General features: G+C 66.9%; 17 protein-coding genes and 2 tRNA genes. 10 read left to right on the plus strand and 9 right to left on the minus strand.

The features are described from left to right. Window positions 1-10 precede the first annotated feature (10 nt). A complete protein-coding gene (locus ABTV68_RS09080; protein WP_433677311.1) occupies window positions 11-658 on the plus strand; it encodes an FMN-binding negative transcriptional regulator in 648 nt (215 codons plus the stop codon). Continuing rightward, on the plus strand, window positions 655-2,148 hold the full coding sequence (locus ABTV68_RS09085; protein ID WP_433677312.1) for an amidohydrolase: 1,494 nt from the start codon (window positions 655-657) through the stop codon (window positions 2,146-2,148). The genes ABTV68_RS09080 and ABTV68_RS09085 overlap by 4 nt, the downstream gene beginning before the upstream one ends. 61 nt (window positions 2,149-2,209) lie before the next feature. Here the strand turns inward: ABTV68_RS09085 and ABTV68_RS09090 are convergent, their stop codons facing one another. The 3 genes from ABTV68_RS09090 to ABTV68_RS09100 all read right to left on the minus strand — a co-directional run bounded on the left by ABTV68_RS09090 (window position 2,210) and on the right by ABTV68_RS09100 (window position 3,650). Then, complete coding sequence (locus ABTV68_RS09090; protein ID WP_433677313.1) at window positions 2,210-2,695, minus strand: Dps family protein; 486 nt, start codon at window positions 2,693-2,695, stop codon at window positions 2,210-2,212. Between the two features lie 137 nt (window positions 2,696-2,832). Next, window positions 2,833-3,273: a MarR family winged helix-turn-helix transcriptional regulator gene (locus ABTV68_RS09095; RefSeq protein WP_433677314.1), complete on the minus strand. Its 441-nt coding sequence runs from the start codon at window positions 3,271-3,273 to the stop codon at window positions 2,833-2,835. Continuing rightward, on the minus strand, window positions 3,270-3,650 hold the full coding sequence (locus ABTV68_RS09100) for a hypothetical protein (RefSeq protein ID WP_433677315.1): 381 nt from the start codon (window positions 3,648-3,650) through the stop codon (window positions 3,270-3,272). The genes ABTV68_RS09095 and ABTV68_RS09100 overlap by 4 nt, the downstream gene beginning before the upstream one ends. Before the next feature lie 77 nt (window positions 3,651-3,727). Between ABTV68_RS09100 and ABTV68_RS09105 the strand changes: the two genes are divergently transcribed. After that, on the plus strand, window positions 3,728-4,258 hold the full coding sequence (locus ABTV68_RS09105; protein WP_433677316.1) for a gamma carbonic anhydrase family protein: 531 nt from the start codon (window positions 3,728-3,730) through the stop codon (window positions 4,256-4,258). A 65-nt stretch (window positions 4,259-4,323) separates the two neighbouring features. On the opposite strand, the gene ABTV68_RS09110 is transcribed toward ABTV68_RS09105, so the two are convergent. The 5 genes from ABTV68_RS09110 to ABTV68_RS09130 form a co-directional block, all read right to left on the minus strand. Further along, window positions 4,324-5,115 carry an amino acid ABC transporter ATP-binding protein gene (locus ABTV68_RS09110; RefSeq protein WP_433677317.1) on the minus strand — a complete coding sequence of 264 codons (792 nt, stop codon included), beginning with the start codon at window positions 5,113-5,115 and terminating at the stop codon, window positions 4,324-4,326. Further along, complete coding sequence (locus ABTV68_RS09115) at window positions 5,112-5,936, minus strand: amino acid ABC transporter permease (protein WP_433677319.1); 825 nt, start codon at window positions 5,934-5,936, stop codon at window positions 5,112-5,114. Before ABTV68_RS09115 ends, ABTV68_RS09110 begins: the two co-directional genes overlap by 4 nt. 62 nt (window positions 5,937-5,998) lie before the next feature. Then, window positions 5,999-6,817 carry an ABC transporter substrate-binding protein gene (locus ABTV68_RS09120; RefSeq protein ID WP_433677321.1) on the minus strand — a complete coding sequence of 273 codons (819 nt, stop codon included), beginning with the start codon at window positions 6,815-6,817 and terminating at the stop codon, window positions 5,999-6,001. A gap of 117 nt (window positions 6,818-6,934) precedes the next feature. Continuing rightward, window positions 6,935-7,651, minus strand: a complete 717-nt coding sequence (locus tag ABTV68_RS09125; RefSeq protein WP_433677322.1) for an SDR family NAD(P)-dependent oxidoreductase — start codon at window positions 7,649-7,651, stop codon at window positions 6,935-6,937. A 104-nt stretch (window positions 7,652-7,755) separates the two neighbouring features. Then, window positions 7,756-7,826: transfer RNA gene (locus ABTV68_RS09130), tRNA-Gly, on the minus strand. 175 nt (window positions 7,827-8,001) lie between these two features. On the opposite strand from ABTV68_RS09130, the gene ABTV68_RS09135 reads away from it, so the two are divergent. From ABTV68_RS09135 to ABTV68_RS09165, 7 genes are all read left to right on the plus strand, one after another. Beyond that, a tRNA-Pro gene (locus ABTV68_RS09135) sits at window positions 8,002-8,078 on the plus strand. A gap of 78 nt (window positions 8,079-8,156) precedes the next feature. Then, on the plus strand, window positions 8,157-9,632 hold the full coding sequence (tig, locus tag ABTV68_RS09140) for a trigger factor (RefSeq protein ID WP_433677323.1): 1,476 nt from the start codon (window positions 8,157-8,159) through the stop codon (window positions 9,630-9,632). Window positions 9,633-9,700: 68 nt separating this feature from the next. Then, the gene (locus tag ABTV68_RS09145) at window positions 9,701-10,216 is read left to right on the plus strand and encodes a tetratricopeptide repeat protein (RefSeq protein WP_433677324.1); all 516 of its coding nucleotides are present in this window, start codon (window positions 9,701-9,703) and stop codon (window positions 10,214-10,216) included. A gap of 93 nt (window positions 10,217-10,309) precedes the next feature. After that, window positions 10,310-10,894 (plus strand): ATP-dependent Clp protease proteolytic subunit, encoded by a 585-nt coding sequence (locus ABTV68_RS09150; RefSeq protein WP_231089954.1) that lies wholly within the window; start codon window positions 10,310-10,312, stop codon window positions 10,892-10,894. Between the two features lie 22 nt (window positions 10,895-10,916). Further along, window positions 10,917-11,582 carry an ATP-dependent Clp protease proteolytic subunit gene (locus ABTV68_RS09155; RefSeq protein ID WP_433677326.1) on the plus strand — a complete coding sequence of 222 codons (666 nt, stop codon included), beginning with the start codon at window positions 10,917-10,919 and terminating at the stop codon, window positions 11,580-11,582. 114 nt (window positions 11,583-11,696) lie between these two features. Then, complete coding sequence (clpX, locus tag ABTV68_RS09160; protein WP_433677327.1) at window positions 11,697-12,965, plus strand: ATP-dependent Clp protease ATP-binding subunit ClpX; 1,269 nt, start codon at window positions 11,697-11,699, stop codon at window positions 12,963-12,965. After that, complete coding sequence (locus tag ABTV68_RS09165; protein ID WP_433677328.1) at window positions 12,962-13,609, plus strand: hypothetical protein; 648 nt, start codon at window positions 12,962-12,964, stop codon at window positions 13,607-13,609. The genes clpX and ABTV68_RS09165 overlap by 4 nt, the downstream gene beginning before the upstream one ends. Before the next feature lie 36 nt (window positions 13,610-13,645). Here the strand turns inward: ABTV68_RS09165 and ABTV68_RS09170 are convergent, their stop codons facing one another. Continuing rightward, a complete protein-coding gene (locus ABTV68_RS09170) occupies window positions 13,646-14,143 on the minus strand; it encodes a GyrI-like domain-containing protein (protein ID WP_433677329.1) in 498 nt (165 codons plus the stop codon). Window positions 14,144-14,185: the final 42 nt, after the last annotated feature.

Raw genomic sequence — 14,185 nt, forward strand, 5'->3', positions numbered from 1 at the left:
AGGAACGCCGATGAGACAGAACCCGAGCTTCGCGATGACGGATGTCGCCGAGCTGCGTCGTGTGATCGCTCGCAATCCCTGGGCGACGCTGATGAGTGACGGTCCTGACGGACTGATCGCATCGCACTATCCGGTGCTGCTTGACGACGCGAGAGACGATCTGACGGTCGTCACCCATGTCGGTCGGCCCGACGACCTGCTGCACGGGCTCGGGGAGCGGGAGCTGCTCATGGTGTTCCAGGGGCCGCACGGCTACATCACCCCGCGCTGGTATGGCGACACGCCGGCGGTTCCGACCTGGAACTACGTCGCGGTTCATCTGCGCGGCGTCCCCGAGATCCTGAGCACCGAGGAGAACCTCGCCGTGCTGGATCGGCTGGTGGCGCACTTCGAGTCGGCCGAGCCGAACCCGCGCGGCATGTGGCAGGCACCCAATGACGAGGCCTTCGTGCGTCGCCTGGAGCGCGGCACCGTCGGCATCCGACTCACGCCGACGTCGGTGACGGCCAAACGCAAGCTCAGCCAGAATCGCACGCCGGAGATCATGGAGGCGATCCTCACCGGGCTGGAGGGCGACGGACCCTACGGGAACGCGGAGCTGGCGACCGAGATGCGTCGAAGCGAGGCGGCGCGGCGCGCGGCGGCGGAGAACGCGTGAACGTGCACATCGGATCTCGGCCGTCCCTGCTCCGAAACGTGCGCATCAGCGGGCCGAGTGCACGGTTCATCCCCGTCAGCGGTCCGCTCGACGTGCTGCTGGACGCGGGTCGGATTGTCGACATCGCACCTGCCGGGGCGCTTCGCCCGGTCGGACCGATCTGGGATGCCGAGGGGCGCTGGGCGATTCCCGGCCTCTGGGACCACCACGTTCACGTGAATCCGTGGGCCCTGTTCGCCGTGCGGGAGAACGTCCACGACGCGACGAGTGCGCATGAGGTCGCGGTCCGCATGGCAGCGGTCCCCCCTGATCACCGCGGCGTACGGGTCGGTGTCGGCATGCGCGACGGCCTCTGGCAGAGTCCGCCGGTGCTGACCGAGCTCGATGCGATCACGGGGGACGTTCCCACGTACGTGGTCGGCGCTGACCTGCACTGCGTGCTCGTGAACTCCGCCGCAGCGCGTCGGGAGGGGATCACGGCACCCGCCGACGGCATGCTGCGCGAGGCGCCGGCATTCCGCGTCCATGCCTCACTGGACGCCATCAGCGACGACGAACTCGATGCCGCGGTGTCGGCCGCCGCGGCGCGAGCGGCGCGCCAGGGAATCGTCGGCGTGGTCGATTTCGATATGGCGTGGAACATCGGCGCCTGGCAGCGGCGCGGTGCGGCAGGATTCGACACCTGGCGAGTTCGTGCCGGTGTGTATCCGCAGCACCTCGATCGCGCCATCGCGGAGGGCTGGGTGAGCGGCGACCTCCTGCACGACTCCGGCCTGCTCGAGGTGGGTTCCGTCAAGGTCATCACGGACGGATCGCTCGGAACGCGCACCGCCGCCTGCTCGGTGGCCTACCCGTCGGGAGGCCACGGCGAACTGACCGTGCAGCCCGAAGCCCTTGTCGGGCTGCTCACGCGCGCCACCGGTGCCGGTTTCTCCGTCGCGGTGCACGCGATCGGTGACGTCGCCAACGCCCGTGCCTTGGACGCGTTCGCGATGAGCGGGGCGCACGGTTCTCTCGAGCACGCGCAGCTCGTGGGGCGCACGGATCTCCCACGCTTCGCTCGGCTCGATGTCACGGCCAGTGTGCAGCCGCAGCACGCGGTGGATGATCGGGAACTGGTCCGCGCCGAGTGGGCTTCCCAGCTCGCGGCCGCGTACCCGCTGCGCTCCCTCGTCGACGCCGATGCCAACATCACGCTGGGATCGGATGCCCCGGTCGCGCCGCTGGATCCGTGGGGTGCGATCGCGACAGCCGTGGGGCGCTCGCGCGCAGGGGAGGCGGAGCCTCAGGACGGGGAAGGCATCGATGCGATCACCGCGCTCGGCGCATCCACCGAACGCGGCTCGCGGGCGGCTGCCGAGCTCCTGCCGGGTTCGCTCGCGGACATCGCCTTCTGCGACGCCGATCCGTTCGCCTCTGATGTGGAGGGTCTGCGCACCATGACTGTCGGGGCCACGATGCTGGGCGGTCGTTTCACCCACCTCTCCTGAGTCTCACCCACACGAAAGGGCGGGCCGCTCGGCCCACCCTTTCGTGTTGTGATGCTGCGACTCAGTGCGCGACGTGCGCGGTGAGGAACCAGCGGTCCTTCTCCAGACCCCGACGGATCTCGATGGCGACGTCCTGGCTGGTGAGGTCGATGTCGTCCAGCCCGTCGATCGCCTCCTGCGTCTGGGCGAGGACGGCGTCGATGTCGGCGACGATGGCCGCGATCATCTCGTCGGACTGGGCGAAGCCGTCGCCCACCTGGGTGTTGGCGGCCTTGGCGGCCACGGTGGCGGCGCGAGCGTCGACGGGCAGGCCGAGGGCGACGATACGCTCCGCGGCGGTGTCCGCCCACTCGCTGGCGTGTGCCACGACGGTGTCGAGAAGCTCGTGCACGCCGATGAAGTTGGCGCCGCGGACGTGCCAGTGCGCCTGCTTGCCGTTCAGGGTGAGGGCCTGCAGGCCGATCACCAGCGGCGAGAGGAACTGCGCGGCGGCAGCGGCGACGGTCGGGTCGCTGGCAGTGGCGGTGACGGTGGTGGTCTTGCTCATGATTGCCTCCGATGGGGTTCGTCGTGTGAAACCCACGCTACTCATCTGACATTCCCGCGCAAGCAAGCTGAGGCTGGGCTTACCGCGCGTTAGGGTGAGGGGCCCGCGACGGCGACGACTCCTGTCGTGCGCGTCGATCACATGCCGATCGCCTGAGACCGCGCGATCAGATCGGCCATCGCGTTCTGGAAGTCCTCGCGTCGTCGAGTACTCCATCCCGCGGTCAGCTCGTCGAATATCCGCTCTTGCCATGCGTGAGCCTCCTGCAGGGCGGCACGACCCTGCGGAGTGACGGCCACTTCACGCCTGCGCCGGTCGGACGGGGTGCTGGTCAGCGTGACGTAGCCGGCATCGATGGCGCTCGCGATCAGACGGGATGCACCGCTCTGGTCGATGGCGATCTCGGCCGCGACCGCGTTCACCGTCGCTGGCACCTGGCGCTCCGCCAGAGTGGAGATCGCTTCCGTCACCAGAATTAGCCGTCCGTTCTGCGCGGTGGCGGTATTCCCCGTCGCCGACCGCCGCGACCAATATCGCACGAAGCCGAACAACAGGCGTCCGGGTCCCAGTGCGTTCATTCTGTTGCGGCCAGCTCGCGACAGATGTAAGCGAGATCGAGAGCGGCTCTCAGCTCCGGTAGCCGAAGGGCCGCAGTGACCTTTCCCTCTGAGACTCGGAACACGGTGGCTACGCGCGTCGGCTTATTGTTCGCGGGCCATGTCGCGTCCTCTTCGACCACGATCAACCGTTCACTGATCGGATGCCACGAGCGTGGGACGAGGCGAATTCCCGACCGCTCCACCCACTCGGCGAACTCCGTCGGCGTGATCGGCCCCGCTCCCTTCGGGCCGAGAACGACGATCGGATTGCCGACGGCCGCCGCTGAACGACGGAGATCTCCGCTGAGCACGGCCTCATGCCATTCGTTGACGGCATCTTCCAGTTTCTCCTGCATCACGCGAGTATATGCGACTCGCATACATTTTACGACCCGCGGGAGCCTTACGTCTCGGAGCAACTAGGGTGAGGGTCATGACCGTCAGCGAAGCAGCTCAGATCCTCACCACAGCAAGCGGAACGCCTCAGCTCGACGACAGCGCGTTTGTCGCCGGCGGCGCTCGTATCATCGGCAACGTCGTCATCGAGGAACGCGGCAGCGTCTGGTACAACGCGGTGGTGCGGGGCGATCGCGCTGAGATCCGGATCGGCGCGCGGAGCAACGTGCAGGACAACGTGTCGATCCATGTCGACGAAGGCGCTCCGGTCAGCATCGGTGAGGACGTGTCGATCGGACATAACGCCGTGGTGCACGGGTGCACCATCGAGGACGGATCACTCATCGGCATGGGCGCAGTGGTGCTCAGCGGCGCGGTGATCGGCGCCGGCAGCCTGGTCGCAGCCGGTGCGATGGTCCTCGCCGGCGATGTCATTCCGCCGGGATCCCTGGTGGCGGGTGTGCCGGCGAAGGTGCGTCGTTCGCTGTCCGACGACGAGGCCGCGGGATTGCTGCGCAACGCCGCGGTGTACCTCGAACTCTCCGCGGAGCACGCCGACGCTCGCTGATCGCACGAAAACGGCGCCCGGCTGCAGCCGGGCGCCGTTACGTGGGGCTCAGGCCCCGGGGAGCGTCAATCGTCGGTGAGGTCCACGTTGGTGGGATCGAGCACGCGACGCAGGAAGTTCTTCGTGCGCTCGTGCTGCGGGGCGCCGATGACGTTCTCCGCGGGTCCTTCCTCCACGACCACACCGCCGTCCATGAACACGACGCGGTCGGCCACCTCACGTGCGAAGCCCATCTCGTGCGTCACCACGATCATGGTCATGCCCTTCCGAGCGAGCTTGCGCATGATGGCGAGCACATCGCCGACCGTCTCCGGGTCGAGCGCGGACGTGGGCTCATCGAACAGCATCAGCCCCGGATCCATGGACAGCGCTCGCGCGATGGCCACGCGCTGCTGCTGCCCGCCGGAGAGCTCCCCGGGGTAGCGGTGGCTGAGGTCGGCGAGTCCCACCGAGGTGAGATGCCCGTGCGCGATCCGCTCCGCCTCGGCGCGGTTGCGCTTCAGCACGGTCCGCTGTGCCACGGTGCAGTTCTCCAGCACGGTGAGGTGCGGGAACAGGTTGAACTGCTGGAAGACCATGCCCACGTGACGGCGCATGTCGTCGACGTCCACATCGGGATCCGTGGCGACGAAGCCGCCCACCTCGATGGAGCCGGCGTTGGGCGTCTCCAGCAGGTTCACGCAGCGCAGCAGGGTGGACTTTCCCGAGCCGGACGGGCCGATGAGGCAGACGACCTGTCCCGGCGCGACGTCCAGCGAGATGCCCTTCAGGACTTCGTTGGAGCCGTACGACTTGCGCAGGTCCGTGATCGTCACGCCGGCTGCGGTGGCGATGGGGGCGGTGATTGGTGCGCTCATGCCGCGACCTCCTTCTTCTGGCGGCTCGGTCGCGAGACCTGTGCGGTGCGCTTCTCGAACCAGCGGGCGAGGAACGTCAGCGGGATCGTGATGCAGAGGTAGAAGAGGCCGGCCACCAGCAGCGGCGTCATGCCTCCACCGAGAGAGAGCATCCCGTCACGGCCCATCTTGGTGAGGTCGACGACCAGGGCCGTCATCCCGAGCACCTGCACCAGTGACGTGTCTTTGGTCAGCAGGATCAGCTCGTTCGTGAGCGGTGGAAGGACGATGCGGAACGCCTGCGGGATGATGATCGAGATCATCGCACGCCACTGCGGCATGCCCAGCGATCGTGCGGCCTCCATCTGGCCCTTCGGAACCGCCTGGAGGCCGGCTCGCAGCGTCTCGGCCATGTAGGCCGCGGAGACGAGGCCGAGCGAGACCATGACCGTCACCCAGAACTCCCACTTGAGTCCGGAGAACGCGAGCGGAAGACCGTAGCCGAGCGCCAGTAGCACGAGCAGCGCCGGGATGCCACGGAAGAACTCGATGTAGATCGTCGCGACCCACCGGTACGGGGCGAACGACGCGGTCTTCATCAGCGCGAGCACGAGGCCCAGCGCGAGCCCGAAGATGAACGAGGTGATCGTGTACAGCAGGGTGTTGCGAAGACCGACCAGGATGATGTCCGGGAACATCGGCAGGGTCTTGTCGAACTGGAAGAACGAGTCCGCGACCAGCTTCCAATTGACCAGGAGAGCGAGCAGGACGATCGCGAGCACGAAGACGAGGATCTGGATCCATCGGCTCACCGTGCGCCGCTGACGGGCTGTCATAGCCATACAGCTGTGCCTTTCTGAGAAGAGGGCCGGTCCGCGCCATTGCGGACCGGCCCATTAAGCGGTCAGTTGCCGAACCACTCGGCTTCGAACTTGTCCAAGTCGCCGGAGCTCTTCAGCTCGCCGAGCGTCTTGTTGACCGCTGCCAGCATGTCCGCGTTGCCCTTGGGGACCGCGATGCCGAGCTGCTCACCCGTCTTGATCTCCTCGACCACCTCGAAGTCGCTCTCGCCCTTGATGGCGAACTTGAGCACCGACTGGTTGCCGAGCGAACCGGCCGTGGCACCCGACTTCAGGGACTGGATCTGCAGACCGGAGTCCTCGTAGCCGATGGTGGACAGACCGTTCTCCTGGCCGTAGGCCTCACCGGTGGTCGCGGTCTGGACGCCGATCTCCTGACCCTTCGCGGTCTCGATCGACGTGATGCCGGAGCCCTTCTTGGCAATCAGGACGAGGTCGTCGTCGTAGTACGGGTCCGAGAAGTCGACATTCTGCTTGCGCTCGTCGGTGATCGAGATCGACGACGCTGCGATGTCGCAGTCGGTCTTGAACAGGCCGGACGTGATGGCGTCGAACGAGGAATCGACCACATTCAGCTCCAGGCCGAGATCCTCGGCGATGGCCGCGGTGATGTCGATGTCGAAGCCGACCGCCTTGCCGTCCTTCATGGACTCGAAGGGCTCGTACGGGATGTCGGAGCAGACCGTGAGCTTGCCGTCGACGACGGTCTTCAAGCCGGTGTCGGTGCCCGAGTCGGTGCCGGACGATGCGGTGGATCCGGTGTCGCCACCGGCATCGGTGCTACCGGTGCTGCAACCGGTGAGGGCGAGCGAGCCGGCTGCGGTGAGCACGGCGATCGCGAGAAGGGACTGACGCAACTTCATGGTGTACCTCTTGGGTGATCATCGGGAGATTTGTTGCCTGAGCATAGCGGCACCCATCGCCCGCACACGTTACGCGTGTGTCTCGATCCGGTTTCGGTCCACCCGAGGAGGTGCTTTTCAGCGAAGTTCCGCGCGAGGGCGCACCCACACCTCGGTGATCTGCGTGTCGGCCGGTGCGTCGATCACGTGACGGACGGAACGGGCGACCGTGGCGGGCAGGATGCGTCGGCCGTCCTCATCGCGCGTAAGGCCCTCGGCGGCCAGCGCACCCGAGGTGGCCGTGGGACCGGGGGCGACCGTGCTGACGCGGACGCCGTCCGGTTCCACCTCCTGGCGCAGTGCGTCGGCGAGGGCCTGGAGCGCGTGCTTGGTCGCCCCGTACACGACGTGACCGGCCGCGGCGCGTCGCGATGCGCCGGAGCCGATGAACACCACGGTCCCGCGTGCGTCACGCAGCCGGGGAAGAAGGACACGCGTCAGTTCCGCCGGTGCGACCACGTTCACGTCGAGCATCTCCCGCCACAGGCTCACGGTGGCCGTTTCCGTGGTGGTGTGGGGGAGCAGCGCCGCAGCATGGACGACCGCATCGACGCGGGGCAGTCCCGCCAGGGCGGCCTCGATGGCCGTCGGATCGGCCAGGTCGAGGACGACGGGAACGATCGCCCCGTCCGCTGCGCGCGAGGCGACATCGGCGAGTCGCTTCTCGTCGCGGCCGATCGCAACCACGGTGCGGTCGCTGGCGAGGTCCACCGCGATCTCCGCGCCGATGCCGGATGAGGCTCCCGTCACGATGACGAGCGGGATGGAGACATCGATGTCGGTGAGGGCGGGCATGCCTCGACGCTAGCGCTGCCCTGTGGTCTTCGTGCCTCGTTGCGTCATTCTTCGTGATGAAACGAAGAACGCCCCGATCCGGGTGGAGCCGAATCGGGGCGAAGAGGGGATGACGGGAATCGAACCCGCGTGACCAGTTTGGAAGACTGGGGCTCTACCATTGAGCTACATCCCCGCACTGCATGAGCAGCGGGACCACTCTACCCGATCCCGATCGATGCTCCCGCACATGGCTGACGGCCGGGCGCGTCGGACTGAGAATCGCCCGGCAGCAGGGGTGTGAGCCGGAAGCCACCTCGTCGGCTAGACTTTTGGAGGCCGTTTCGTGCCCACGCGCAGGCGTGGAATCCCGGGGCGTAGCTCAGCTTGGTAGAGCGCCCGCTTTGGGAGCGGGAGGTCGCAGGTTCAAATCCTGTCGCCCCGACCAACGGCCCCCTCAAGACTCAGCACGAAGAACCCGCACGCCCACGCGTGCGGGGACGCTACAAGGAAGAGACGCACAAGCATGGTGAAGAGCACCGTCGAGAAGCTCAGCCCGACCCGGGTGAAGCTGCACATCACGGTCACGCCCGAGGAGCTCCAGCCCTCGATCAAGCACGCCTACGAGCACATCGCCCAGGACGTGCAGATCCCCGGCTTCCGCAAGGGCAAGGTGCCCGCCCCGATCATCGACCAGCGCATCGGACGCGGCGCCGTCATCGAGCACGCTGTCAACGAGGGTCTCGACACTTTCTACCGTGAGGCCGTCACCGCTCACGAGGTGCGCATCGTCGGTCGTCCGGCCGCGGAGATCATCGAGTGGCCGGCTGAGAAGGACTTCTCCGGCGACCTGATCGTCGACGTCGAGGTGGACGTCGTTCCCGACTTCGAGCTGCCGGACCTCTCGGGCATCACCCTGACGGTGGACGCTGTCGAGGTCGACGAGAACGCCGTCTCCGAGGAGCTGGACCGCCTCCGCAGCCGTTTCGGCACGCTCGTGACGGTCGACCGCCCCGCGAAGACGGGCGACTTCGTCGAGCTCGACCTGGTGGCCACCATCGACGGCAAGGAGATCGACCGCGCCGAGGGCGTGTCCTACGAGGTCGGCTCGGGTGAGCTGCTCGAGGGCACCGACGAGGCTGTCGAGTCGCTCACCGCGGGCGAGGACACCACCTTCCGCTCCAAGCTGATCGGTGGCGAGCACGCCGGCTCCGAGGCCGAGGTGTCCCTCACCGTCAAGGCCGTCAAGGAGCGCGAGCTGCCCGAGGCCGACGATGACTTCGCACAGATCGCGAGCGAGTTCGACACCATCGCCGAGCTGCGCGAGAGCCTCAAGGAGCGCGTCGCCTCGCAGGGTGCGTTCTCGCAGGGCTCCGCCGCGCGCGACAAGCTGGTCGAGGCGCTCATCGAGGCCACCGACATCCCCGTTCCCGCTGCCCTCGTCGAGGACCAGGTTCACCAGCACCTGGAGCAGGAGGGTCGCCTCGAGGACGACGAGCACCGCGCCGAGGTCACCGAGGCGAGCGAGAAGCAGTTCCGCACGCAGGTTATCCTCGACCGCATCGCCGAGAACGCCAAGGTTCAGGTCTCGCAGGACGAGCTGACCCAGTACCTCGTGCAGTCCGCCGCTCAGTACGGCATGGCACCGCAGGAGTTCGTCGAGATCCTCCAGCAGGGCAACCAGCTGCCCTCGCTGATCGGTGAGGTCGCCCGCAACAAGGCGCTCGCCGTCGCACTCGGCAAGGTCACCGTCGTCGACACCGACGGCAAGGCCGTCGACCTGAGCGACTTCGTGGCCGTCGAGGATGAGGCTGAGGCTGACGAGGCTGCGGCCGAGGAGGCTCCGGCCGAGGAGGCTCCGGGCGAGGAGAAGCCCGCGAAGAAGCCTGCTGCCAAGAAGGCTCCGGCGAAGAAGGCCGCGGCTGACGACGCTGCAGCGGACGAGAAGCCCGCGAAGAAGGCTCCGGCCAAGAAGGCTGCGCCTAAGAAGGACGCCGAGTAATCACGAACGAGTGATCGAGGGGTGGATGACATCGTCATCCACCCCTCGTCGTATCTGGAGGAGGAGACATGATCTCGATCGATTCGGCGGAGTTCGCCGCCTGGCAGACCCGCGTCGACGACGTGTGGCAGGATCGCTCGCTGACCGACGACGAGCGCACGGAGCGGATCGATGCGCTGGCTGAGGAGCTGGGTTCCGACCACCCCGTTGCGCTGTTCGAGCGCGCCGGAGCCCGAGACAGCGCCGGCCAGGAAGACGCGGCCGAGCCGTTGTACCGCGCGGCGCTCGCCGCGGGCCTCGATCCTCGCCGGCGCACCCGCGCCGTCATCCAGCTCGCAAGCACGATTCGCAACCTCGGGAAGATCGATGAGGCGCTGGCGCTGCTGGCGGCCGAACATGACCTCACCCGTGACGGCGAGCTGCACGATGAGGCCTCGGCGTTCTACGCGCTCGCGCTGGCTTCCGCCGGCCAGCCCACCGATGCACTCGCCGTCGCACTCACGGCTCTCGCACCCCATCTGGAGCTCTATCGACGCTCCGTCACGGGGTATGCCGCGGAGCTGCGCGAGGCTCCGCGCGACTGACCGCGCCACGCACGTCTGCCGACGGCGAACACGGCCGGTGCCGCCCGAGCGCGCCGGTAGATTCGTTATCACCAACACGAAACGGGAGCACTCATGGCTGAACCCCTCATGGCGACCAGCGTCTTCGACCGGTTGCTGAAGGACCGCATCATCTGGCTCGGCGCCGAAGTCCGCGACGAGAACGCCAACGAGATCTGCGCCAAGATCCTGCTGCTCGCGGCCGAGGACCCGAACAAGGACATCTACCTCTACATCAACTCGCCCGGTGGCTCGATCACCGCTGGTATGGCGATCTACGACACGATGCAGTTCGTGCCGAACGACATCGTCACCGTCGGCATCGGCATGGCGGCGTCGATGGGCCAGCTGCTGCTGACCAGCGGCACCAAGGGCAAGCGGTACATCACCCCCAACGCCCGCGTGCTGCTGCACCAGCCCCACGGCGGCTTCGGCGGCACGGCCAGCGACATCCAGACGCAGGCGCAGCTCATCATCTCGATGAAGAACCGCCTCGCCGAGATCACCGCGGCGCAGACGGGCAAGTCCGTCGAGCAGATCAACGAGGACGGTGACCGCGACCGCTGGTTCACCGCCGAGGAAGCACTGGAGTACGGCTTCGTCGACCACATCCGCGAGCACGCCACTGACGTGCACGGCGGCGGTGGAACCCAGGCCTGAGACCGAGAGAAGGAACACTCCTATGAACATGCCGACCTTCGGCCTCCCGCAGGGCGTGGCGATGCCGTCCTCGCGTTATATCCTCCCGCAGTACGAGGAGCGCACGGCCTACGGCTACAAGCGCCAGGACCCGTACAACAAGCTGTTCGAAGATCGCGTGATCTTCCTCGGCGTCCAGGTGGATGACGCGTCCGCCGACGACGTCATGGCGCAGCTGCTCGTGCTCGAGAGCCAGGACGCTGACCGCGACATCACCATGTACATCAACTCGCCCGGTGGCTCGTTCACGGCCATGACGGCCATCTACGACACCATGCAGTACGTCGCGCCCGACATCCAGACCGTGGTGCTGGGTCAGGCGGCGTCGGCGGCGTCCGTGCTGCTCGCGGCCGGAACGCCCGGCAAGCGTCTCGCGCTGCCGAACGCCCGTGTGCTGATGCACCAGCCCGCCGTGGGTGAGGCCGGACACGGTCAGGCCTCCGACATCGAGATCCAGGCGGCGGAGATCCTCCGCATGCGCACCTGGCTCGAGGAGACGATGGCTCGTCACACCGGGCGCGATGCCGCAGAGGTGCACAAGGACATCGACCGCGACAAGATCCTCTCCGCGCAACAGGCGCTGGAGTACGGCATCGTGGACCAGGTCCTCACGTCGCGCAAGCGCACGACGCCCGCACTCACCAAGTGAGTCACGACAGATGCCCGGCCCGCGTGGCCGGGCATCTGTCGTTTCGTGTCGGATATCCCATCGGATGTCCGAGGGTGCGGTTAGGCTCGAATCAATCGTTATCAGGGAGGCGACATGGCACGGATCGGTGAAAGCGCCGATGTCTTCAAGTGCTCGTTCTGCGGAAAGAGCCAGAAGCAGGTGCAACAGCTGATCGCCGGTCCCGGCGTATACATCTGCGACGAGTGCGTGGAGCTGTGCAACGAGATCATCGAAGAGCGCATGGCGGAATCCGCCTCCGGAACGGTCGCGGAGTTCGACCTTCCCAAGCCGCGCGAGATCTTCTCGTTCTTGGACGAGTACGTCATCGGTCAGCTGCAGGCCAAGCGGGCGCTGTCGGTGGCGGTCTACAACCACTACAAGCGCGTCCGCGCGCGCGGCGCGCTGCAGCCGGCCGAGCAAAAGGCCGACGACATCGAGATCGCCAAGAGCAACATCCTGATGATCGGCCCCACCGGCTGCGGCAAGACCTACCTGGCGCAGACACTGGCGAAGCGGCTGAACGTGCCGTTCGCGGTCGCGGATGCCACGGCGCTCACCGAAGCGGGCTATGTCGGCGAGGACGTCGAGAACATCCTGCTGAAGCTGATCCAGGCGGCCGACTACGACGTGAAGCGCGCCGAGACAGGCATCATCTACATCGACGAGGTCGACAAGATCGCGCGCAAGGCGGAGAACCCGTCGATCACCCGGGACGTGTCGGGTGAGGGCGTGCAGCAGGCGCTGCTCAAGATCCTCGAGGGCACCGTCGCATCGGTTCCGCCGCAGGGCGGCCGGAAGCACCCGCACCAGGAGTTCATCCAGATCGACACCACCAACGTGCTGTTCATCGTGGCGGGTGCGTTCGCCGGCCTGGAGGACATCGTGTCCTCTCGAGTGGGAAAGCACGGGGTGGGATTCGGCGCTCCGCTGCAGGACAAGAGCGCGACGCAGGACATCTTCGCCGATGTCCTTCCGGAAGACCTTCACAAGTTCGGCCTGATTCCGGAGTTCATCGGTCGTCTGCCGGTCGTGGCCTCCGTGTCGCCGCTGGACCAGGAGGCGCTGATGGAGATTCTCACGGTGCCGCGAAACGCCCTCGTGAAGCAGTATCAGCGCATGTTCGAGCTGGACGGCGTCGAGCTCGACTTCGATGATGACGCGCTGCGCGCCATCGCCGATCTCGCGGTGGAGCGCAAGACCGGAGCTCGCGGGCTGCGCGCCATCCTCGAAGACGTTCTCGGCCCCATCATGTTCGAGATCCCCTCGGCCGACGATGTGGCGAAGGTCATCGTCACCCGCGCCGCTGTTGAGGAGGGTGACGCTCCCACGGTCATCCTCAAGGAGAATCGCAAGAGCGCGTGAGCGATCGATACGCGGTCATTCGCGAGCTCTGGGAGATCGATCCAGACGTGCGAATCGGCTACCCCGGCGAGGTGCTCGACGACTGGCGAGAGCGCTTCGGCGACGTGCCGGGGGCACTTCGCGATTACTACACCACGCTCGGTGCGCACGTCGAGCTGAACCACACGCAGGATCAGCTTGTCGCACCGGCGGACACACCCGGCACCGCGTATCGGATCGACGGCGACGACGCGACCGACGTTCTCGTGTTCTACGTCGAGAATCAGCTCGCGCTCCAGTGGGGGGTTCTCGCTGCCGACTGCGGTGACGACGATCCCACGGTTCAGGAGCTCGTCGGCGAAGAGTGGCAGCCCACCGCCGACACCGTGAGCTCCTTCCTTGTGGCTCAGGCACATCTGCAGCGCCTGTACGCGTACGAGGACTGGAGTGAGGAGTTCCTGTCGATCGACGACGAGGCACTGGCACGGCTGCGTGACTTCCTTCCGTCGCGGAACGTCACCTCCGACCTGTATGGCGGCGTCGAGTTCTTCGGGGGTCCCGGCGTGGTGCTCGCGTACTTCCGCGACAGCTCATCGGTGGTCTTCGGGTGCGCCGACGAGCACCTTCTGGACTCGCTCTTCGCGTACTTCGCCCGCAACGGCTGATCGCGTGGGGCCGGACCCATGAGAGCCGCCCGCGTCTCAGCGCAGCGGCATCATGAGGTCGGTGCGCAGCTCGTCCGCCGGCGTTGACGAGGGGTCGCTCACGTAGACCTCCGTCCAGTCGCCGCGAGGCTGACCCTGCGCCGACGCGAAGTCGGCAAGAGTCGCCCACGCTGCCGGCAGACGGTCGAACGATCCGATCGCGGTGAGGACCGCCGTCCGTGCGGCGGGGATCGCACCGGTGGTCACGATGAGATCGCCCGCCGCGTACGTGGTCGGCATGCCTTCCACGGGGAAGCCGACTTCGAGATCGAACTCACCCTGCGGATCACCGATATAGCGCCCGAATGGCGCGCCGTTCGGCGTGATCGCGCCCTCCGCGATCGCCTGCCGCAGCGCACCGAACGCTCGGTCGTAGACCGAGGAGAGCGCCGCCATAGTGATGCCACGGAAGCGCACAACGGCGGTGGCGATCTCGGACACCTCCAGGATCGTGGGGGAGGCGAAGGGTTCGCGGGAGGCGGGCAGCAGGGTCATCGTCGTCCTTTCTCAGCGCCTGACGTTACGGGATCACAAGCC

Origin of the sequence: Microbacterium gorillae (genome assembly GCF_050990725.1) — a bacterium.
GTDB classification, from domain to species: domain Bacteria; phylum Actinomycetota; class Actinomycetes; order Actinomycetales; family Microbacteriaceae; genus Microbacterium; species Microbacterium gorillae_A.